This is a genomic window from Aquitalea aquatica (assembly GCF_013911085.1).
Taxonomy (GTDB): domain Bacteria; phylum Pseudomonadota; class Gammaproteobacteria; order Burkholderiales; family Chromobacteriaceae; genus Aquitalea; species Aquitalea aquatica.
The window spans coordinates 33343-53305 of record NZ_JACERN010000031.1 but is presented as its reverse complement, the minus strand read 5'-3'; the positions used below and the strand labels follow the sequence as shown (position 1 = coordinate 53305).

General features: G+C 56.9%; 23 protein-coding genes and 1 pseudogene. 15 read left to right on the top strand and 9 right to left on the bottom strand.

Features of this window, described 5'->3' with window-relative positions:
- Positions 1–4 precede the first annotated feature (4 nt).
- Positions 5–2713 (top strand): nitrate reductase, encoded by a 2709-nt coding sequence (locus H2Z84_RS12105; protein WP_181836200.1) that lies wholly within the window; start codon positions 5–7, stop codon positions 2711–2713.
- Between the two features lie 16 nt (positions 2714–2729).
- Positions 2730–3494 (top strand): uroporphyrinogen-III C-methyltransferase, encoded by a 765-nt coding sequence (gene cobA, locus H2Z84_RS12100; RefSeq protein ID WP_181836199.1) that lies wholly within the window; start codon positions 2730–2732, stop codon positions 3492–3494.
- Between the two features lie 218 nt (positions 3495–3712).
- Here the strand turns inward: cobA and H2Z84_RS12095 are convergent.
- The 3 genes and pseudogenes from H2Z84_RS12095 to H2Z84_RS12085 form a co-directional block, all read right to left on the bottom strand.
- A pseudogene (locus H2Z84_RS12095) lies at positions 3713–4087 on the bottom strand (transposase); the annotation flags it as partial.
- Between the two features lie 219 nt (positions 4088–4306).
- Entirely contained in the window at positions 4307–5497 is a 1191-nt protein-coding gene (locus H2Z84_RS12090; protein WP_181836198.1) for an MFS transporter, read from the bottom strand.
- A gap of 71 nt (positions 5498–5568) precedes the next feature.
- Positions 5569–6153, bottom strand: a complete 585-nt coding sequence (locus H2Z84_RS12085; RefSeq protein ID WP_181836197.1) for an undecaprenyl-diphosphatase — start codon at positions 6151–6153, stop codon at positions 5569–5571.
- 233 nt (positions 6154–6386) lie between these two features.
- Here H2Z84_RS12085 and H2Z84_RS12080 point away from each other — a divergent pair, with 233 nt between their 5' ends.
- The 12 genes from H2Z84_RS12080 to H2Z84_RS12025 all read left to right on the top strand — a co-directional run bounded on the left by H2Z84_RS12080 (position 6387) and on the right by H2Z84_RS12025 (position 14987).
- Positions 6387–7046: a response regulator gene (locus tag H2Z84_RS12080; protein WP_181836196.1), complete on the top strand. Its 660-nt coding sequence runs from the start codon at positions 6387–6389 to the stop codon at positions 7044–7046.
- Positions 7046–8431 (top strand): ATP-binding protein, encoded by a 1386-nt coding sequence (locus tag H2Z84_RS12075; protein ID WP_181836195.1) that lies wholly within the window; start codon positions 7046–7048, stop codon positions 8429–8431. The genes H2Z84_RS12080 and H2Z84_RS12075 overlap by 1 nt, the downstream gene beginning before the upstream one ends.
- A gap of 110 nt (positions 8432–8541) precedes the next feature.
- A complete protein-coding gene (locus tag H2Z84_RS12070) occupies positions 8542–8874 on the top strand; it encodes a hypothetical protein (protein ID WP_181836194.1) in 333 nt (110 codons plus the stop codon).
- A gap of 133 nt (positions 8875–9007) precedes the next feature.
- The gene (locus H2Z84_RS12065; protein WP_258869389.1) at positions 9008–9607 is read left to right on the top strand and encodes a C40 family peptidase; all 600 of its coding nucleotides are present in this window, start codon (positions 9008–9010) and stop codon (positions 9605–9607) included.
- A gap of 61 nt (positions 9608–9668) precedes the next feature.
- Positions 9669–10085: a hypothetical protein gene (locus tag H2Z84_RS12060; protein WP_181836193.1), complete on the top strand. Its 417-nt coding sequence runs from the start codon at positions 9669–9671 to the stop codon at positions 10083–10085.
- 70 nt (positions 10086–10155) lie between these two features.
- On the top strand, positions 10156–10593 hold the full coding sequence (locus H2Z84_RS12055; RefSeq protein ID WP_181836192.1) for a DUF411 domain-containing protein: 438 nt from the start codon (positions 10156–10158) through the stop codon (positions 10591–10593).
- A gap of 71 nt (positions 10594–10664) precedes the next feature.
- Positions 10665–11150: a cupredoxin domain-containing protein gene (locus H2Z84_RS12050; protein ID WP_181836191.1), complete on the top strand. Its 486-nt coding sequence runs from the start codon at positions 10665–10667 to the stop codon at positions 11148–11150.
- Between the two features lie 26 nt (positions 11151–11176).
- Positions 11177–11572, top strand: a complete 396-nt coding sequence (locus H2Z84_RS12045; RefSeq protein ID WP_181836190.1) for a hypothetical protein — start codon at positions 11177–11179, stop codon at positions 11570–11572.
- Between the two features lie 93 nt (positions 11573–11665).
- Entirely contained in the window at positions 11666–12130 is a 465-nt protein-coding gene (locus H2Z84_RS12040; RefSeq protein ID WP_181836189.1) for a hypothetical protein, read from the top strand.
- Between the two features lie 41 nt (positions 12131–12171).
- Complete coding sequence (locus H2Z84_RS12035) at positions 12172–13629, top strand: multicopper oxidase family protein (RefSeq protein ID WP_258869388.1); 1458 nt, start codon at positions 12172–12174, stop codon at positions 13627–13629.
- Between the two features lie 65 nt (positions 13630–13694).
- Positions 13695–13937: a DUF2933 domain-containing protein gene (locus tag H2Z84_RS12030; RefSeq protein WP_181836187.1), complete on the top strand. Its 243-nt coding sequence runs from the start codon at positions 13695–13697 to the stop codon at positions 13935–13937.
- A gap of 90 nt (positions 13938–14027) precedes the next feature.
- Complete coding sequence (locus tag H2Z84_RS12025) at positions 14028–14987, top strand: IS5 family transposase (protein WP_181836186.1); 960 nt, start codon at positions 14028–14030, stop codon at positions 14985–14987.
- A 288-nt stretch (positions 14988–15275) separates the two neighbouring features.
- Here the strand turns inward: H2Z84_RS12025 and H2Z84_RS12020 are convergent, their stop codons facing one another.
- The 4 genes from H2Z84_RS12020 to H2Z84_RS12005 form a co-directional block, all read right to left on the bottom strand.
- Positions 15276–16157 (bottom strand): GTPase family protein, encoded by an 882-nt coding sequence (locus H2Z84_RS12020; RefSeq protein ID WP_181836185.1) that lies wholly within the window; start codon positions 16155–16157, stop codon positions 15276–15278.
- An 87-nt stretch (positions 16158–16244) separates the two neighbouring features.
- Positions 16245–16811, bottom strand: a complete 567-nt coding sequence (locus H2Z84_RS21150) for a YfjT/YkfB family phage-associated protein (RefSeq protein ID WP_220272815.1) — start codon at positions 16809–16811, stop codon at positions 16245–16247.
- Positions 16759–16947: a hypothetical protein gene (locus H2Z84_RS12010; RefSeq protein ID WP_181836183.1), complete on the bottom strand. Its 189-nt coding sequence runs from the start codon at positions 16945–16947 to the stop codon at positions 16759–16761. The genes H2Z84_RS21150 and H2Z84_RS12010 overlap by 53 nt, the downstream gene beginning before the upstream one ends.
- A 19-nt stretch (positions 16948–16966) precedes the next feature.
- A complete protein-coding gene (locus H2Z84_RS12005; protein ID WP_181836182.1) occupies positions 16967–17470 on the bottom strand; it encodes a hypothetical protein in 504 nt (167 codons plus the stop codon).
- Between the two features lie 141 nt (positions 17471–17611).
- Here H2Z84_RS12005 and H2Z84_RS12000 point away from each other — a divergent pair, with 141 nt between their 5' ends.
- Entirely contained in the window at positions 17612–17941 is a 330-nt protein-coding gene (locus tag H2Z84_RS12000) for a helix-turn-helix transcriptional regulator (RefSeq protein WP_181836181.1), read from the top strand.
- 23 nt (positions 17942–17964) lie between these two features.
- Here H2Z84_RS12000 and H2Z84_RS11995 read toward each other — a convergent pair whose 3' ends face one another.
- Entirely contained in the window at positions 17965–18861 is an 897-nt protein-coding gene (locus H2Z84_RS11995) for a recombination directionality factor (RefSeq protein ID WP_181836180.1), read from the bottom strand.
- Positions 18858–19841, bottom strand: a complete 984-nt coding sequence (locus H2Z84_RS11990; RefSeq protein WP_181836179.1) for a YqaJ viral recombinase family nuclease — start codon at positions 19839–19841, stop codon at positions 18858–18860. Before H2Z84_RS11990 ends, H2Z84_RS11995 begins: the two co-directional genes overlap by 4 nt.
- Positions 19842–19963: the final 122 nt, after the last annotated feature.

Sequence of the window (19963 nt, the reverse complement as noted above, 5' to 3'; positions counted from 1 at the left end):
CAAAATGGGCAAAACTGAAACCCGCTCCACCTGCTGCTATTGCGGCACAGGCTGTGGCGTGCTGATTGCCAGCGAAGATGGACGTATTACCGGTGTGCGCGGCGACCCTGAGCATCCGGCCAATTTTGGCCGGCTGTGCAGCAAGGGGCTGAACCTAGCGGCCAGTGCCGTCAGCGACAGTGGCCGCGCGCTGTATCCGGAAATGCGGCTAACCCGCGATGCGCCGCGCCAGCGCGTTGCCTGGGATAGCGCGCTGGACAGCGTGGCGGAAAGTTTTGCCCGCATCATCCAGCAGCACGGGCCGGATGCGGTGGCATTTTATGTGTCCGGCCAGTTGCTGACCGAGGACTACTATCTGTTCAACAAACTGGCCAAGGGCGTGGTGGGAAGCAACAATATCGACACCAATTCCCGCCTGTGCATGTCCAGCGCCGTTACCGCCTATAAAAAGGCTTTCGGGGCCGATGGCCCGCCCACCTGTTATGCCGATCTGGAACAGGCTGACTGCGTGCTGTTTGCCGGCAGCAATCTGGCCTATGCCCACCCGGTGCTGCTGCGTCGGCTGGAAGACGCCCGTGCGGCACGGCCTGACACGCGCTGGATTGTCATCGACCCGCGCCGTACCGACACCGCCGCCATGGCCGACCTGCACTTGCAGATTCAGCCCGGTACCGATGTGGCCTTGTTCAACGGCATGCTGCATCACCTGATCTGGGAAGGGCTGGTGGCGGAGGATTACATCAACGCCCACACCGAAGGCTTTGCCGAACTCAAGCAGATGGTGCGCAATACCACGCCCAAGATGGCGGCGGAAATCTGCGGCATCCGCGAAGAAGACCTGATCCAGGCCGCCGAGTGGTTTGGCCACAGCCCGGCCAGCCTGTCGCTGTACTGCATGGGGCTGAACCAGTCCAGCCACGGCACCGACAAAAACCTGGCGCTGATCAATCTGCATCTGGCCACCGGGCAGCTTGGCAAGCCCGGAGCCGGGCCGTTCTCGCTCACCGGCCAGCCCAATGCCATGGGCGGGCGCGAAGTGGGCGGCATGGCCACCATGCTGGCGGCGCATCGCGATATCGATAATGCCGAGCACCGCGCACAAGTCGCTGCCCATTGGGGCGTGCCGTTCGAGCGGCTGTCCGCCACACCCGGCTTGCCGGCCATTGCCATGTTCGAAGCCCTGCAGCAAGGGCGCATCAAGGCCATCTGGATTGCCTGCAGCAACCCGGCGCATTCGCTGCCCAATCTGCCACAGGTGCGCGCCGCACTGGCGCAGGCCGAGCTGGTGGTGGTGCAGGACGCCTTTGCCCATACCGATACCACCGCGCTGGCCGACATCCTGCTGCCCGCCGCCACTTGGGGCGAGAAAGAAGGCACGGTCACTAATTCCGAACGCCGTATCAGCCGGGTGCGGGCCGCCGTGCAGCCACCGGGCGAGGCGCAAAGCGATGGCTGGATTGTCAGCCAGATTGCCCGCCGCCTGGAAGCGCTGCTGCATCCCGGGGCGGCCAGCCTGTTTGGCAATACCGCTATCGCCAGCGTGTTCGATGAACACCGCGGCCTCACCAGCGGACGCGATCTGGACATCAGCGGGCTGGACTATGCCTTGCTGGATAAGGCCGGGCCGCAGCAATGGCCGCTACCGGCCGGGGCGGTACAAGGCCAGGCGCGGCGCTATGTCGACGGTGTGTTTGCCACCGCCAATGGCCGGGCGCGCTTTCATGCGCTGCGCTACCAGCCCCCGGCAGAAAATGTGTCGGCGCATTACCCCTTCCGCCTGCTGACTGGCCGCTTGCGTGACCAATGGCATGGCATGAGCCGCACCGGCCGTCTGCCGCAGCTGTTTGCCCACCGTCCGGAACCAGCGCTGGAGATGCACCCGGACGATGCCGAACGGCGTGGCCTGCAAGCAGGCGATCTGCTGCGCATCAGCAGCAAGCGCGGCCAGCTGGTGCTGCCGCTGGCCCTTAGCCGTGAACTGCCCGGCGGCACGGTGTTTGCCGCCATGCACTGGAATGGCCAGTTCCTGAATAGTGGCGGCATCAATGAAACCAGCCAGCCGCAGGTGGACGGCCAGTCCTTCCAGCCCGAGCTCAAGCATGCGGCAGTCAAAGTGGAAAAAATCAGCCTGCCGTGGCGGGTGACGGCGGCGCTGCGCTGTGATGATCTGCCCGCCATGCAGGCGCGGCTGGCCCCGCTTCTTTGCCAGTGCCGCTATGCGGCGATTGCGCTGCATAGCCCGGATGTCTTGCTGTTGCGCGCCGCGCACGAGCAGGCACTTGAGGGCTGGCTGCAGCAACTACTGGATGTGCTGGGCTTGCAGCCGGGGCCAGATGCACTTGAATACCGTGACGACCGCCGTGGCGTGGTCAAGCGCGTGGCATGGGCCGATGGCCAGCTAGCGGCCTTTGTGTTTGCCAGCAGCAATGCGACAGACGGTCCTGCAGCGGACAGCCTGCTGCAGCAACTGCAAGCAGGGGAACCATGGCAGGGCTCTCGCCTGACTGTGTTTTCCCCGGCCGGGCAGCCTGCAGTTGTAAGGGAAAAAGTCATCTGCCAGTGCAAGCAGGTGGGAGAAAACGCCATTCGCAAGTGTCTGGAGCAAGGCGATAGCGTGGAACAGCTTAAGAGCACACTGGGCTGCGGTAGCGTTTGCGGTTCCTGCGTGCCGGAAATAAAACGCATGGCCGCCAGCGTGGCGCAGCCTGCCTGACAACAGGAGTAACAGCATGAAACGCGTAACAGGTAAGGTAGTGCTGCTGGGGGCCGGCCCCGGCGATCTGGAACTGCTCACCCTCAAGGCTGTGCGGCAGTTGCAGGTGGCCCAGGTGCTGCTGCTGGACGAACTGGTAAACCCGGACATTGTCAGCTTGGCCCCGCAGGCGCAGGTGGTGCGGGTGGGCAAGCGCGGCGGTTGCAAGTCCACGCCGCAGGATTTCATCCAGCGTCTGATGCGCCGCTATGCGATGCAGGGCAGGCAGGTGGTGCGGGTAAAGGGCGGCGAGGTGCTGTTGTTTGGCCGCGCTGGCGAGGAAATCCGCTATCTGCAACAACACGGTATTGCGGTGGAAGTGGTGAACGGCATCAGTTCGGCCCTGGCCGCTGCCGCCAGCCTCCGCGTATCGCTCACCCATCGCCAGCATTGCCGGGGCGTAACGCTGGTAACCGCCCATGCGCAGGATCACAGCGAGCCGGACTGGCAGGCACTGGCAGCCACCGGCACCACGCTGGCCATCTATATGGGCATGAGCCGCATTGCCAGCCTGAATCAGGCGCTGTTGCAACATCTACCGGCCAGCACCCCGGTGGCCGTGGTGCAGTGGGCCAGCACCCCGCAGGAACAACGCCTGCTGAGCACGCTGGCCACACTGGAAGCTGATGCTATTGCTGCAGACATGGGCAGCCCAGCTATCATCCTGGTAGGTAAGGCAATCGGTGAGTCAAACGGGTTTGTATTACCAGAAATCGATGGTCTGCTATCAACGCGAGCCTAACAAGCCTGATATGTACTTAGTGAATAAGTTGAAATCCGATGCTGAGTGTGTCCGAACTCTTGTGGAAATCGGTCGCTACGCCTCATCATGTGAAGGGCTGCTTTGGCCGGATTCTGTTGAAAAACACGTCAAGAGCAACGACTTCCCTTGGCTGATTAGGCCCTGTTCTTGATTTTCAGCCCCAAAATGGCCGAGTCAGCCCGCTTTTCTGTGCTATTTCACCGTATTTCACTTCCTACAGGCGCAACTTGCCCGCCGAAAGGGGACGTTGGACTGCTCAACTTGGCCAGTCGGCGCAAGTTCTGAGCAGTCGCCGCCAAGGTAAATTCATCTTGCGCACCCAACCGCCCTCGAAGGCGAAGGCGGTCAAGTTTTAGAATCCGTTTTAGATGGGCGAACAGCATTTCCACTTTCTTACGCTTGCACCGGGATCGCTCATAAGCCTCGGTTTCTCGGATTCGCCTGGCAACATCACGGGCATTCTCGTAGAGGCTGCGGGCGATCTTCCGGAAGGTGGTATTCGGGCAGCATTGCTGTTTCATCGTGCAGGCCTTACAGTCCGACTGGCTGGCTCGGTAAATGACGGTGGAGCGTGTCCGAAATTCTGTGTAAACCAGCCGTTATGCCCAGCCACTCTCATTGACCGCTTTGGCCGACTAACAGCCCGTAGCGAGGCCTGGTAGGCGGCAGTTCGGCCAAAGCGGCCAGTCATCGGTATGGTACGCAACGCCGGGTTTGCAAATAGTATCGGACACGCTGAGTTCATGCCGTAGCAACGCAGCGATCAGGATCGCATGCAACTTGCGCTTAATTCAGACTGAGCGCTGCCGGAGTAACAGCCATGCCACTCCGGCAATGATAGCGCCGGCATAGAAGGTTGTTGATGCACCCCAGTACTGCCACAGGCTGCCTGCAATCACGCTGGCCAGCAGCATGGCCAGTCCACTGAGCAGGTTGAAGACGCCAAAAGCCGTCCCCTTCATATCACTGGGCGTGGTATCGGCGACCATGGTGGCCAGTATGCCCTGGCTGAAGCCCATGTGTAGTCCCCACAGCGCGGCACCTACATAGACGGCGCTGATGCTTGTTGCCTGACCTAGTACCAGATCGGCGACCACCAGCAAGCCCAGACCGTAGCCCAGCAGATGCCGACGGCTGATGCGGTCGGACAGCCAGCCGGCAGGATAGGCTGATGCCATATAAAACATCGACATGACCACCATTACCAACGGTACCCAGCTGCTGCCAATCCCCATCTGTTGAGCACGCAAGATAAGGAAAGCCTCGCTGAATCGCGCAAGGGTGAACACGGCACCAATCAGGACGATCCACCAGTAATCTGCGCTGAACCTGCGCAACTGCTCACGATGAATCGGGGAGCGGAAACGTCCTGTTGCTGTCTCCCGTACCGGTTCCTGCACCCCGAAAACGATCAGTACGATAACCAGAGCTGCCGGCACGACAGCAAACCAGAGCACCTGCTGGATGTTGTTCAACCACAGCATCAGGGCAATGGCCAGGCCCGGCCCCATAAAGGCCCCCACCGTATCCATGGATTGGCGCAGCCCAAAGCAGGCACCACGGATTTCTGCTGGAGCCACATCTGCCACCAGCGCATCACGTGGAGCCCCCCGGATACCTTTGCCGATCCGGTCCAGAAAGCGCGCCGTAAGTACGGTCTCGATGGAGTGTGCCAGCGGGAACAGTGGCTTGGTCAGGGCGGCCAGCCCGTAACCCAGCAGCAGCAAACCTTTGCGTTTGCCGATGTAATCGCTGAGCGCTCCGGAAAACACTTTAATGATCAGTGCGGTGGCTTCGGCGATGCCTTCGATGATGCCGATGGATAGTACGCTGGCCCCCAGCGTTGTTGCCAGAAAAACCGGTAGCAGGCTATGGACCAGTTCCGATGACACATCCATGCACAGGCTAACAAATCCCAGCGCCCATACCGTTCTGGGTATGGTGGGCAAGGCCGTTTTGGGGGTGGTGACCGGGCTTTCCATCTGCATCCTTAATACGGATTCATGGTAATGGCGAGGTATGAGGCCAGGTTGGGCGATGCAATCGGTACTCGTTACCGTATCAGCGGTAGCCGACCGATTTTGACATACATTTTTTCAAGAACAGCGACCAGTCGGATGCCCTGTTGGCGATATTGCAAAAATTGCATGAGCAGCCAGGCCGTAGGTAATGCAAGCAAACCGGCTCCAATGATATCCAGTGGAAAGTGCACACCAAGAAACACGCGCGCCCAGCCAACCAGAATGCCAGCAAGCAGGACAAAACCACCCAGCTGTCGCAGCCCTGCTAGCAGCAAACCAAAGCCAAGAGCAAAAAATACCGTGGCATGGTCACTGGGAAAGGAGGCTTCTGGCTTGTGCTCCAGAAATTGATGCCCCAGTCCCACCATGAAGGGCCGCGGGTGTGGCCACACCGCGATGATCATTTGTCCAATAGCCAGGGCTACGCCAACAGTGAGTGCAGCACTGACGGCTGCTTTTCTTTCTAGATGGCTGCCTTTCACCCATAGCCAGATAAGAAGCACGGGAACGCCGTAGATCAGCCACTGAGCCAGGAATATTGCAAATAGCAGCGTAGCGGAAGACGGCTCGCTCCCCGCATTGATCAGTAAAAACAGACTGTGGTTCCAGTTTTCCATATGCATCACCTTGATATCGTCCAGAACACAGCTGTTCCAGTGGCAATGCACACTAGCAGACACAAACTTAAGCACTGCTGAAGATAACTGCATTTTCAGTAGCACTTCAGCTGGGTGCGATTATCATTCGGCTTGCACAAAGAGGCCGGCGAAGATGACGCTGGTGCGTATTGCACCGCCGGCCACGTGCTATGCGATGGTATGTGGTATCAGTCAATGAACAGGAAGAGCAAATGCGCGTATTGCTGGCGGAGGATGATGCCATGATCGGTGCCGGTTTGCAGCAAGGGCTGCGTAAAGCCGGATTTACTGTGGATTGGGTGCAGGATGGACACTCGGCCTTGCTGGCCGTGAAAACGGTTGCCTATGAGATGCTGCTGCTGGATCTTGGCCTGCCCCAACAAGATGGCATGGCGGTACTCAATGCACTGCGGCGCAAACAGGACAATTTACCAACCATCATCATCACTGCACGAGATGGCTTGACGGATAGGCTATCCGGGCTAAATGAAGGTGCGGACGACTATCTGGTCAAGCCATTTGCACTGGAAGAGCTTGTCGCCAGGATTCATGCTGTTAGTCGGCGTCTGGCCCGTCGGGCCCAGGCAGAAATCCAGATCGGCTCGTTGAGGCTCGATCCAGTCAGCCACTTACTGTGGTTGCATGAACAAGAAATGACAGTCTCGGCAAAAGAGTTTGTATTGCTGCATGAGCTGATGCGAGAGCCCGGTGCCGTGATTTCGCGTGAGCAGCTGGAAGATCGCCTGTATGGCTGGGGGGAGGAGGTCGGGAGCAATGCGATCGAGGTTCATATCTACAACTTGCGCAAAAAAATGGGGGCGGGGATTATCAGGACGGTCCGTGGTGTCGGCTACCGCATAGGAGAACTTTGATGCGGCTGTCGCTGCGTGAACTTCATGGCTGGCTGATTTCGTCGTTACGACGTCGTTTATTGCTGTGGTTGCTTCCTGCCACATTCATGGCTGGCGTGCTGGCTAGCATCGGTACCTATTGGGGTGCCTTCCTCCGGCTGGATGATCTGCTGAATGATCAGATGCAATACCTTGCAAAGCATGTTGATGTGGAGAATGGCAATCGCATTTCCCTGACGCACATTGCTGACCTGAAACAGCAGCAGGATACTGACAAGGCGGACGAGATCCTGCTGCAGGTTTGGCGTGCAGGTAAACTCGAATACACCACAAATCCCGATCTGGTACTGTCCCCTCCGCAACATGCAGGTCTGGCAGACATGCAATTCAATGGGCAGACCTGGCATACCTATTCTCACTTGCGCGATGGACGACTCATTCGCGTAGCCCAAACCAAGGATGCCCGCTGGGAGGCGTTGGCTGGACTCGCCGTCAATCTGTTTTGGCCAGTATTGTCGCTACTCCCCTTGCTGGCATTGTTCCTGTGGTTTGGCATCGGCTATGGGCTCCGCCCCTTGCGTAAAATATCTACTGAACTGGCGCAACGCGATGCTGACAGCCTGAGTCCGATCGTCATCAACACATTACCCAACGAGATAAAACCCTTTGCCGAAGAGCTAAACCTGCTTTTGCAGCGGCTGGACGATACATTTTCACAGCAAAAACATTTCATTGCCGATGCGGCGCATGAATTGCGCACCCCGATCATGGCGCTTGGCATTCAGGCGCAGCTGCTCAAAGATGCGGACACGCCAAATGAGCGCGAGCAGGCACTCGAACAGTTGCAGGCTGGTATCACCCGGCTATCCCACTTGGGACAACAACTGCTGACCATGGCGAGAATCGACCCGGCACTCCCGTCTACGGGATATCAGTCTGTTGACTTGCTGCAGATATGCAAAGAGGTCATCAAGGAAAAGATCTGTTTTGCTGAGTTGAAAGACATCGACCTTGGCTTGATCGATTCTAAACAGATCCGGGTGGATGGGAATGCAAATCTACTTGGTATTTTGCTTGGCAATCTGGTGGACAATGCCATCCGTTATACACCACCCCATGGTCAGATCGATGTGGCAATCCGCCAGACTCAAACCGAAATATTGCTGGAGGTCAGCGACACCGGTCCAGGTATCCCTGAGCAGGAACGCGAGCGCGTACTGGAACGTTTCTATCGTGGCAGTCATCCTGGCGTAGAGGGAAGCGGGCTTGGACTGGCGATTGTGAGTCGTATCGTAGAGCAGCACGATGCTCGACTTGAGTTGCTCACGGGCTCCACTGGGCGTGGATTGCTGGTGAGGGTCAGATTTCCCCACGCTGGAAGTGCCAGCGCCTTACACCAGGGCTGAAATTTGGAAAGAAGGCAGGATATCAGACAATACCTTGGGTCATTTGCCAAAGCCTTGGCTGACAGGCAAGTGCCTGCACTATAATCGGCCAGATGTACGCATGCCGACTTGTGTTGATCCTGCTCCTGACCCTGGTGCTCTCCCTGATCGCCTTGGGGAGCGCACGTGTACACCCATCCGATAGCGATGCCGCATCCCATATCGCCTGTGCCACGCTAGCCGGGCATGTAATCTCCCCGTCGCGAAGCACGCTTGCTTCCCCGTCTGCAGGGCAGCATGCCTGCCAGCACAAGCTGGACTGCAAGGCATGCTATTCCCTGCTGGCTTTGCTCATCAATCAAACCCTGTTGCGTTCGGGCAATGCGCAAAGCGCGCCACCACCGCTGCAAAAACCGCAGGCCATTCGCGCCGAACCTTTCTGGCGTCCACCCATTACGGTCTGATTTGTCTCTGTCTAGCTGAACAGGAATGCTCTGTTCCTGCCCATTGCGCGGCAACACCCAAGCGGTAGCGACTTACTTGTGCGACCGACTGGGCTGATTGCGGCCAAATAAACGATGACAATGAATGCTCGTAATGCTTGTGAAGCGTAAAGGTGGTCTTTTATCACCAGTGGCTCTCGACGGCCACTTCTGGCAGTGCAAAAACATGATGTGCTGGCTGGTGCTACTGTTGCTGAGCCCGCTGGCATCCGCTGCCGACCATGAGAAAACCGTTGCCGTGGAGGAACCCCAGCCGGCAGTACCGTTACAACTCCAGAAAGATCTGGCAGGCGAAGTACTACTGCAGGCCATGAGCCTGACCGGCATCGCCTACCGTTTTGGTGGACAATCACCGGCTACCGGCTTTGACTGCAGTGGTCTGATCCGCTTTGTGTTTCTGAAGTCGGTAGGATATGAGCTACCCCGAACGGCGGCAGAACAAGCCCGGCAAGGTAAGGCCGTGGGTATGGGTGAATTGCAGGCTGGCGATATCGTGTTCTTTAATACACGGGGATTCCGGTTTTCGCATAGCGGCATCTATCTGGGTAAAGGCAAGTTCATCCATGCCCCAAGAGCGGGTAAAACGATAGGTATCAGTGATATGACCCAAGCCTATTGGGTCAAGCGCTTTGATGGTGCTCGCCGGATTCTGCAGCATACCAAAGCAAAGCCGCCGGAGGCCCCGGCCAAGTGAGGTCGGGACATGGTCGTGGTGCAACTGATCCAGATCAACAATGCGATAGCAAAGAATTATTTTGCATTCACCTTTGCCTCATAACAGTGCTATCTTGGCAAATATGAAAGCCTTATACCGTTTCCTGCTCATGCTTCTGCTCACGCTTCCGGCACTTAATGTGCTGGCAGCCAGTGCAGATATGGCCATGGCCGGCGAGGCAATCCTATCCACAGACTGCATGGCCCATGAAACCCATGCGGACTGCCACGAGGAAACAGCCGGCAAGATGCCGACACATGCCGCCAGTGCAAAAGCTGCGCATGGCATGTTGTGTAGCGGTGCTGGCTGCGTGCAACTCTGTGCACCTTCCTTGTTCCAGCAAACAGCCTGGTCTGCCGCCCCGCTAGCCCAGGTTGGTATTTTTGTCCCCACCCAGCCCATCGCGTTGGCTGGTATCACCCTTTCTCCGCCGCATCGCCCCCCTTTGCTCGCCTGACAGCATTTTCTGACCTGCCGGCCTGTTGCCGGTCATCCGAATCCTTGTCATTGTCAGAAGGAGGGCCATCATGGCCACCATCCGTACCCGCGTTCTTGCCGCTTTGATCGGCGCGTTCAGCACCACCGTTTTTGCCGCTACTCCAGTCACCCTGTACAAGAGCCCCACTTGCAGCTGCTGCGAGGCTTATATCAGCTATCTCAAGCACAACGGCTTTGATGTCACCGCCATCAATCGCGACGACATGCAACCGATCAAGCAGCAGATGGGTGTTACACCCGGCCTGGGCAGCTGCCATACCGCCAAGATTGGCCGCTACACCATTGAAGGCCATGTGCCAGTGGCCGCCATCAAGAAGCTGCTTGCCAGCAAGGCTGACGTGGTCGGCTTGTCAGCCCCCGGCATGCCATTGAACAGTCCCGGCATGGGTGAAGAAAAGCCAGGCACGCTGGCCATCTACACCATGACTAAAGACCAACGTACCGGCGTGCTGTTCGGCCGATTCTGAGTCATTGCCCGACGGGGTGTGGGCGGGCTTAGGCCAGTTCCATCCGAATCTCGCCGGGCGGGAGCTACACAATGAAATATCAAAGACCCCTGCTGCTGACACTCCTGCTGCCCGCAGCCGCCATGGCCCAGATGCAGGGCATGGACATGCCGGAGCAATTTGCCTTCGGTCAGCCGGCGGAGGAATCTGCTGCCACACGGACCATCCATGTTGAAGCCACCGACACCATGCGGCTGAAATTCGACTCCATGAGCATCCGTCGTGGTGACGTGGTGAAATTCGTGGTGAGAAATAGCGGCCAGGCTCCGCATGAGTTCGCGATTGGCGATGAGTCATTCCGTAAGGAACATCTGCTGGAAATGCGAAAACAGATGGCCGGCATGGAACATCAGGATGTCAATGTGCTATCCCTCAAAGGGGGCGAGACTAAAACGATTGTCTGGCGCTTTGATCCGGTCAAGAGCAAGTCCGTCCTGTTCGCCTGTTATGTGCCAGGGCACTTCGAAGCCGGCATGTATCACCGACATGTCATGCTGAAACAAGCCTTGCCCAATTGATTGGCCTTTCACGTGGAGTAGACAAGATGCTCGCCTTGCACCGGATACGCCAACAGCTGCATACCTGGAGCCGGCTACTGCTGGCGGCCTGGGTATTGGCGTTTGCGTTGGTCTCGGTGGCAAATTGTCACTCCCTGCCGGTGGAGCCGGATCATGCTGAAGTCAGCCTGCAGTCACCATGGCAGCATGCGCATGACCAGCCCCACCATGAGTTGTGTAGCAAGGTGTGCGCCGATGCCCAGCATGGCTTGATAAAGGCCGATCCACATTGGCAGCTGCACATACCCTTGCTGCTATTGGCCATCAGCCTGATCTCGCTTGCCGGGCAGGGCATCACCTTTCTTTTGCCGCAGGCAATCCGAGCCTGGCCACGGCCACCTGCCCGGCCACTACGCCTGCAGTTTTCCCGCTTCAACAACTAGCCCCCCATGCGGGATGGTACAGCCATCCCCATACCCCACGTTCCTGCCATTGTGGCAGGGCAATCCTTTGTCACGTCTATACGGAGTCGAATCATGAAAACCCAATGGAAAACCGTCATCGCCCTGGCTATTGCCGCCACTACCTTTACTGCACAGGCAAATGAAGCCCATCACCAGGATGCTTCCGCCGCCGTCGTCACCAAGAAAGCTGCCAAGCCCTCTGCCAAACAGATGGCATCAAGTAAGGAGATGGAGGCCCAGATGGAAAAAATGAATGTAGTACACGCCAAAATGACGGCTGCCAAAACGCCTGAAGAACGGCAAGCCGCCATGCAGGAAGGGATGGCCGTAATGAAGGACAGCATGGGCATGATGAAGCAAATGCACATGGCCCACTGTCAGGGCGGCATGTCCAATATGGGCATGAAGAAGGGGATGAAGCAGGGTGATGACATGCCGATGAAATCCATGATGCAGGGTGATATGCGCATGATGGACATGATGATGCAGATGATGGATCAGCAGTCGTCAATGATGAAAATGCCGATGGCGCAATAAAGGCGAGGCTAATCATGCACAGACGTTCATTCTTGAGCGGCATGTTGCTGGCCGGCGTGGGGGGCTTCAGCCTGAAGTCCCTCGCCGCCTCCATGTCACATACCATGCTGGCTGATGGCAGCCCCATGCCCTTGCTGGATCCTGCATTACTGGCTTCTGGTACGGATCAGGGCGGCATGTCCATGCTCGCCAATGAAAGCAGCCAGCCCCGCTTGTTCAAGGCCACGCTGACGGCAAAAGCGGTACGCGTCCCACTGCTGAAAGACGGACCTACCGAATTCTGGACCTATAACGGCAGCTTGCCCGGGCCACTGATTGATGTCATGGAAGGAGATACGGTTGAAATCACGCTGCACAACCAGCTGAGTCAACCGACCTCTATTCACTGGCATGGACTGCCGGTACCGCCGAGTCAGGATGGTAATCCACAGCAGGCCATCGCCCCCGGCCAGAAGATTACTTACCGTTTTACCTTGCCGGAAGGCAGTGCCGGGACTTACTGGTATCACCCTCATCCGCATGAATTCACGGCAGAACAGGCCTCTCGTGGCCTTGCTGGTGGGTTTATCGTCCGGGCCAAGCAGGATCCGCTTGCCGGGGTACCTGAGCGTTTGCTGATTCTGTCTGATCTGAAGCTGGATCACATGGGTCAAATTGCGCCAAATAACAGCGATGACTGGATGAACGGGCGCGAAGGACAGTTTGTCCTGACCAATGCACAGAACAAACCGACCGTCCATTTCGATGCGGGAGGGCGTGAGCGCTGGCGAATCTGGAATGCCAACAGTGCGCGCTATCTGCGCCTGCAGTTGCCTGGCTCACAGCTGGCCCTGATTGGAACAGATGGTGGTTTGCTGGAACACCCCATCACCGGTTTGACCGAGCATGTGTTGGCACCGGGCCAGCGTATCGAATTGATTGTTGATGCCGGCAAGCGGCGTGATCAGGGCAAGCTGATTGCTGCGGTGTATGCGCGTGGGAAAATGGGTGATGTCGCTCCTGATAAGCCGCTGGACATTCTGACTGTCGACTTTTCACGGGTTGCGACAGGCCAGGTTGTGTCATTGCCGGCCAGACTCGCCACGATCAAGGATCTGGGACGCCCTGTCGCCCAAAAGCGGGTTGTCTTCTCCGAAAAGATGACCATGACCAATGGTCAGCATGGCATGCAGTTCCTGGTGAACGGCAAGGAGTACGACATGCATCGTATTGACTTGACCAGCCGAGTCGACGAGGTCGAGCTATGGGAGATCGTCAACCAGTCCGACATGGATCATCCCTTCCATCTGCATGGCACGCAGTTTCAAGTGCAATCCCGTGAAATGGACGGTGTGGTCAAGACCGAATCCTATCTTGCCTGGCACGACACCATCAACCTGAAGTCGGGTGAAACCGTGCGTATCAAGACAGTTCAGCACTGGCCGGGCATCCGGATGTTCCATTGCCACATTCTTGAACATGAGGCTGTTGGAATGATGGGCCAATTGGAAGTGGTGTAAGTACCTTGGTAAGCACAGCACCATTAGGTGCTGTGCTTACTGTCAGAAATTCAGGGAGAAATAAAATGGACGCGCATCATGGTTTTGTTCCCTCAAAATTTAGATGGGTATTTTGGGCTTTTGTCGCCATTGCTGGATTTTTCCTGTTTACAGAACACCGGACCCACGTACTCGGCATCTTGCCTTACTTGCTACTGGCTATTTGTCCGCTGATGCATCTCTTCATGCACCACGGGCATCACCATGGCTCACCCAAGAATGAGCCTGTCGAACATGAGCATCATCACGATGAGGAGCATCAGTCATGAACTGAATCGCCCCTCATTTGCTAGGGAAGGTCTGAACAAGTCCCGACCTTCCCGTTAAAATCCATCACCCCCCCGCACCAAGGAATGGCGATGCGCAAGCAACTGAGCTTCACCGATCTCGAACAGTCCACCAAGAAAAAACAGACCCGTCGCGAAATCTTCTTGGTAGAAATGGACAAGGTCATGCCGTGGGACACGCTCGAAGCCGCCATCGCACCCTTCTATCCCAAACCCGGCAATGGCCGTCGACCCTATCCCTTATCCAGCATGCTGCGTATTTATTGCCTGCAGCAGTGGTACGCCCTGTCTGACCCATCCATGGAAGAGAGCCTGTACGAAATCGCCTCCATGCGGCATTTCGCACAGATCAATATCGAAGCGGTGCCAGACGAAACCACCCTGCTTAATTTCCGGCATCTGCTGGAAAAACACACGCTCACTGAAACCCTGTTTCACACCATCAACCAGCATCTCGCCGCCAAAGGGCTGACGCTTAAGCAAGGCACCATCGTCGATGCCACGCTGATCAATGCACCCAGCTCCACCAAAAATGCCAAGGGCGAGCGAGACCCGGATATGCACCAGACCAAGAAGGGCAAGCAGTGGTATTTCGGCATGAAAGCCCATATTGGCGTGGATGCACAGTCAGGTCTGGTTCATCACCTGCACACCACCCCAGCCAATACCGCTGACGTGACTGAAGTCGATCACCTATTACATGGCAGCGAAACAGACGTCTTTACCGATGCCGGTTATATCGGCGTGCAAAAACGTAAAGAACATGAAAACCGCAAGGTGAACTGGTGGATCGCCATGCGTCCGGGAAAGCGCAAAGTACTGACCGATAGTGAGGATGATAGCTGGGCCGAGAGGGTTGAAAAGGTGAAAGCCAAGATCCGGGCCAAGGTTGAGCATCCGTTCCGGGTAATCAAGCAGCAGTTTGGCTTTAGTAAAACCAGATACAAAGGCCTGGTCAAAAACACCGCGCAGCTGTACATGCTGTTCGCGCTATCCAATATCTGGCAGGCCAGAAAGACGCTGCTTGGCTGAAATGTAAGGACAAAGGCCCGGTTTCCATCGCTTTTTGGATACTCATTCTTTCCTGGCACTACCTAAATTGGTTTACTGATCGGTTGGCACATCGCCTGGATGTGCTCTGGCTCAGCAGAATGTAGGCTTATTCAGACCGTCCCTAGGCACGTCATGGCTGTTGTGAAATCATGAGCGGACATTCTTACCCATGTTTACCATTGTCCGCTTAGGCCGAAACTCGGTCTCCCCCCATCACAATCGCAAAAAAAAAACACTCTCCGACTGGGGAGTGTTTATGTCGCCAGCTCAGCGTCCCCACAGGGTGCTGAGCTTGTTGGCCATCACGTCCTTGCCCTTGCGGGCCAAGTCACCCATGCGGCTACGCAGTAGCTGCCACAGGCAAGCCAGGCATAGCTGCCAGGTGGTGTTGGAGATCTGTTCCGGCTTGGTTTCCCGTACCACCCCCCACGTTCTCTCATGCGGTAACACTCGCACGATGTTCTCCACTAGTTCTGGTAAGCCGTAGTTTTCTGCAGCGGCAACCACGCAGATGTGGCTGTTCGGGATGTTGAAGGACTCTGCGATTACCCGTTGCTTCAAAGCAAGATTCTCTTGCTGTAATGGACCGGGACGATGCTGTTGTTCATCCCACTCCCGGCAGGGTTCGATCTTGTCGGCCTGGCTGATGACAAACAGTACCGGGATGGGATGCTTCGCCAGGTGGGGCTGCAGCAGCTCCTGGTAACACAGCTGGTCCAGACTGAGGGCACGGTCATCGGCTTTAATCAGCCACAGAATCAGATCCAGTTCTGGCAGCAGCGCCTTGTACTGCTCGCGGTATTCCTCATGGCGCTCCATGCTTTCTCCCACACCAGGCATGTCGATCAGCGAGATGCCTCGTCCCGACTGATAGGCCAAGGTGATCTCTTGTGGGGAGCGGGTACCACCGGTCACGTCACTGACTGCACTCTCCTCCTGACCGAACAGCGCATTGCATAGGGAAGACTTACCGGTACCACTCTTGCCCATCACGCCGATGGTGGCCTGGTAGCTAACGATCGTCTGCAGTTCATCTTGCAGGTACTGGCGGTAATCGGCAGACAAGTGACGAGTTTGCTTGTCCAGCCATTGGCTCAGGCAGCTTTGTAGTGGTGGGGTGGATTCGGGTGGGTTGGCGGGCGTGCGCATGTCAGGCCTCACTTTCGTTCGATGAAATAAAAATCGCCACCTCAGGAGAGATGGCGATCTGTTTGGGAAGAGAATGCCGTTGCAGGCTTACCAGCTTTCGCACTGCGCCTTAGAAGGATTGGCAGGCAGGACTGTGGCCGCACCTGCAACAGGAACCACCATGCTGGCCTTACCTGCATGAACGATCACTTTCTTGCCTGCGCGTAACGCATCCCAGGCAGCACGGAAGTTGTCACCACCAGCATTGCTGCCTGCATCAGAGGGAAACAGCTTTTTGCTGCCAACCTGCATGCTGAAGTCCTGCGGGTAGCCCGGGCCGTAGTAACGCTGGTTCAGGCTGATATGCATGGTGGCAGGCTCTTTACCGCATTGGATATCGAGCGAATTGCCTTTGTCGTCAGTGACGCCGTAATGCATGGTCTGGCCATCCAGGGCCACAGATTTGTTCCATTGGCCGGGCTGAGCGGCCAAAGCCGAAGTGCTGAGTGCGATGGCGATGAGCGCGAGGGAGAGAGATTTCATGTCTTGCCTTTCTATAGATAAAGACCGGCAGGTTCGGAGAACCACTGCCGGGTTGTATCGGATGACTGTGCTGTCGGACTTAGCGATCTGGTCTGGGTTGTGCTGGGTCTTGCCGGTGCAGGCTGTCGCCAAGCGCAATGCCAAGCAGTAACAGGCTGAGCGAACCGATACGGTCGGCCGAGGCGTGCTTGAGTAGCAGCACACTGACCACCATCAGCAAGGGCAGCTGCATGGGATGACGTCGCGGGGGAAGCAAGCTGTTGAGCATGATGTTGTCCTTCTCTTGCTCAGAGACCAATCCAACCGTTGTCGGATCTGACCATGCGCATATTGTTGTAGGTGTAATCGATATGGATGGTGCTGGCGTAGGACGCGATATTGGCTTGAGCATAATCGCCGTAGACATTACGCGGCATGTTCGGACAGGTACGGTGCAGGTTGGCCATGATGGCGGCACGGACCTTGATCACATAGTCGTCGCGCTGCCATGGCATCCAGTCGGTCTGGCTGGCCAGACGGGAATTCATGTCATCCAGCAGCTTGGCATTCTCTGGCAATGGTGCAAATTCCAGTGCGTACTTCACCTGGAGCGTGTAACGGTTATCGCCATCGGCAATACCGTTGACCTTGTCGAAGCTACTGATGGTGGCAATGCTGCAGTCACCCAGCGACTTCTGGATGGCCTGCTTGGCTTCGGAAGATGAAGGCGAGCTGGATCCAGAGCAGCCGGTCAGTAGTAACAGGCTGCCAAGTACGGCACCAAGGCAAAGGGTATGTTTAGTGGTAGGCATATCAAAAACTCCTTGAGGAATTTGAAATGGATTGATGATTGGTGGTGTGGTGATATTCAAATCAATTGTTGAATATACACAACAATTGATGATGTGTTTAGAGCGTCGTTAATCCATCGTCAACTCGGCATCCTGTGCTGCATGACCGATGCACACAAAAGCACAGCTGCAGCAGCTCCCTCTCCGATGGCTGTCGCTTTAGGCAAACGCCTGAAGGAATGCCGTCATGCGGCTGATAAGTCGCAGGAAACCCTGGCATTTGAAGCCCAGGTGGATAGGACCTATATCTCTGCCATTGAGCGTGGTGCCGCCAATCCTTCGATGGAAACGCTGGCGGATATTTGCCATGCGATGGGAATCAGCCTGGCCGAATTCTTTGTGACATTTACGGAGATACCGCAGGCACCAGATGGTGAGCGGCGCAAGAATGCGGCGAAGCCAAAAGAGATCAAGCGCAGCAGGCTGCGCTGATTGAGTGTGGACGATCGGTTTGACTAGGCAGTCCTGACGGCACCTAACTTGGAGGTGAGCCGGGTAGGGCGAGATGTGGCCTTCGGTTTCTCTTCCGGTTCACCGCTGCCTTCCACCGCTGGATAAAACTCCTCCAGCAGCTGCGGTACTTCCTCCTCGGTATCCTCGAATTGACCGTTCTGCAGCAATAGCCGGGCGGCTTGCTCCAGCTCGGCGGTATCGATGCCTGCTTCCAATTGCTCGTCAGCTGTCTTGCGTGCCGTACTGACCGCTTCGGCCAGCGTCTGGCCATCGCGTAGCGTCAGATCCACGTAGTACACCGGGGTACGGTGCGACTGGGTGGTGCTCTTGGCGCGTAGACGTAACAGCAGCGGCAGATGCTTGGTATTGCCGCCACTGGCTGCTTCGTAATACTTCAGCCGTGCTGCCAGGGTGCGGACCGAATTGTAGCCGGTGGTGCGGAAGATGAAGCTGCCCAGCTCATCCTGCTGACCTTCCACCTGGACGTTGAGCCGACCGTACAGCTTGCAGCCCAGCTCCTTGGCTAGTGGGCAACGATCTGGTCCGGCACACCCGATATCTTCCATGCCCTGAGCCGTGACACGACGTGCCGTCTCTCCGTTACCGACACATACGGGCCGACCGTTATTCCGGTCGAAGGCACTGTATTCGGCCCGCAGGTTCAGCTCGCTGTCGTTGAACAGCAGCTGGATCGGTATAGCGCGGATCTTGCCGTTTTGTGCCTGCTCCGACAGGGCTTGGTGCAACGGGTGCAGCAACCAGCCATCGCGGCTCTGTACCTGGGTAGTGAGTGAAAAGCTGTCGTCTTTCTCTGGCAGCCACCGTTCTTGTTTCTGCACCAGCTTGCCAATGCTGATGCGCCCGATCACGGGCGGGGTAATGGCGAGACCCTTGATCATGCTGATTTCCTTTCCGTCTGAATGACAAAGCGCCGGGAACCGGCAATGGACTTGCTGTACTGGGCGAGCAGGGTGGGATGGTCTTGCGACAGCCGTTCGACATCAGGGGAAACGCGGTCCTTTGAGCGCTTCCAGGTGATACGGCCCGACTGGAATACAGCGGCAGAGGCATGACCCAGCACGTTCTGGATCTGCTGACGGATTGCTGCTTCCTTGGCCTCGGCATCCTCCTTGCGCTGCCGCTCAGCCAACAAGGCAGAGAACAACCGGTTTCCTTCAATCGATTCCGACAGATCGATGGTTTGGCTATCGTCACGGGGGAACAGCCAGGACAAGGCAGCCCCTGCATCATCCGAACCATCCGGAGCGGGCTGGGTATCCATCAAGACGTGCTGCCAGAACACCGTCTCTCTCGCGATCAGATCGGCGATCTTGTCTTCGTCGCGATTGACTCTATAGATACGGAAATCCTGACCACCGATCAGTACGGCGACGTCGGCCCAATCGTGTCCTGTTACAGCGAGTTGATGCAGCACCTGGCACTGATAGGCAACCGGAATCCCTTCTTCCCACTGCGGTGCCGAGTGATAGCTGGCCGTCTTGATTTCCAGGATGCCCCAGCCTTCTTCCGGGCAACGGACTTCCCGATCCAGATTGGCCAGCATGAAACGATGTGTCGGATGCTGCAGTACCGCATTCACGCGCCGTACCTTGCGACCGGTACGCTCGGCATACACCCGGGCCAGGATGGGTTCCAGAATCGTGCCCCAGATCACCGCTTCCTTCTCCGACAGATCTTCCAGCTCCTTGCGACCGGTCTTCTCCAGCCACAAGGACAAGGGGCACTTGTACGGCGACAGCCCAATCGCCGGGGCAGCATCAGACGAACCAATGCCCAACTGACGAATGCGCAGCCATTCATCACGAGACAACTTCAGGGTAGAGGCCAGACGAATGGCCTGTGCGTAGCGTTCAGCCATGGCAAAACACTCCTTATAAAGGCATAAAGCCCGGCAGCAAGGCTGACCGGGCGATGAATGAAATAAACAGGGATGAGCAGAAACGAGAGAAGTGACCGAAGCGAGAGAAACGAGCAGGACTA

Coding starts and splice junctions, on each gene's coding strand:
- H2Z84_RS12105 (WP_181836200.1), top strand. CDS start 5: ATGGGCAAAACTGAAACCCGCTCCACCTGCTGCTATTGCGGCACAGGC.
- cobA (WP_181836199.1), top strand. CDS start 2,730: ATGAAACGCGTAACAGGTAAGGTAGTGCTGCTGGGGGCCGGCCCCGGC.
- H2Z84_RS12090 (WP_181836198.1), bottom strand. CDS start 5,497: ATGGAAAGCCCGGTCACCACCCCCAAAACGGCCTTGCCCACCATACCC.
- H2Z84_RS12085 (WP_181836197.1), bottom strand. CDS start 6,153: ATGGAAAACTGGAACCACAGTCTGTTTTTACTGATCAATGCGGGGAGC.
- H2Z84_RS12080 (WP_181836196.1), top strand. CDS start 6,387: ATGCGCGTATTGCTGGCGGAGGATGATGCCATGATCGGTGCCGGTTTG.
- H2Z84_RS12075 (WP_181836195.1), top strand. CDS start 7,046: ATGCGGCTGTCGCTGCGTGAACTTCATGGCTGGCTGATTTCGTCGTTA.
- H2Z84_RS12065 (WP_258869389.1), top strand. CDS start 9,008: ATGCTTGTGAAGCGTAAAGGTGGTCTTTTATCACCAGTGGCTCTCGAC.
- H2Z84_RS12055 (WP_181836192.1), top strand. CDS start 10,156: ATGGCCACCATCCGTACCCGCGTTCTTGCCGCTTTGATCGGCGCGTTC.
- H2Z84_RS12050 (WP_181836191.1), top strand. CDS start 10,665: ATGAAATATCAAAGACCCCTGCTGCTGACACTCCTGCTGCCCGCAGCC.
- H2Z84_RS12045 (WP_181836190.1), top strand. CDS start 11,177: ATGCTCGCCTTGCACCGGATACGCCAACAGCTGCATACCTGGAGCCGG.
- H2Z84_RS12040 (WP_181836189.1), top strand. CDS start 11,666: ATGAAAACCCAATGGAAAACCGTCATCGCCCTGGCTATTGCCGCCACT.
- H2Z84_RS12035 (WP_258869388.1), top strand. CDS start 12,172: ATGTTGCTGGCCGGCGTGGGGGGCTTCAGCCTGAAGTCCCTCGCCGCC.
- H2Z84_RS12030 (WP_181836187.1), top strand. CDS start 13,695: ATGGACGCGCATCATGGTTTTGTTCCCTCAAAATTTAGATGGGTATTT.
- H2Z84_RS12025 (WP_181836186.1), top strand. CDS start 14,028: ATGCGCAAGCAACTGAGCTTCACCGATCTCGAACAGTCCACCAAGAAA.
- H2Z84_RS12020 (WP_181836185.1), bottom strand. CDS start 16,157: ATGCGCACGCCCGCCAACCCACCCGAATCCACCCCACCACTACAAAGC.
- H2Z84_RS12010 (WP_181836183.1), bottom strand. CDS start 16,947: ATGCTCAACAGCTTGCTTCCCCCGCGACGTCATCCCATGCAGCTGCCC.
- H2Z84_RS12005 (WP_181836182.1), bottom strand. CDS start 17,470: ATGCCTACCACTAAACATACCCTTTGCCTTGGTGCCGTACTTGGCAGC.
- H2Z84_RS12000 (WP_181836181.1), top strand. CDS start 17,612: ATGACCGATGCACACAAAAGCACAGCTGCAGCAGCTCCCTCTCCGATG.
- H2Z84_RS11995 (WP_181836180.1), bottom strand. CDS start 18,861: ATGATCAAGGGTCTCGCCATTACCCCGCCCGTGATCGGGCGCATCAGC.
- H2Z84_RS11990 (WP_181836179.1), bottom strand. CDS start 19,841: ATGGCTGAACGCTACGCACAGGCCATTCGTCTGGCCTCTACCCTGAAG.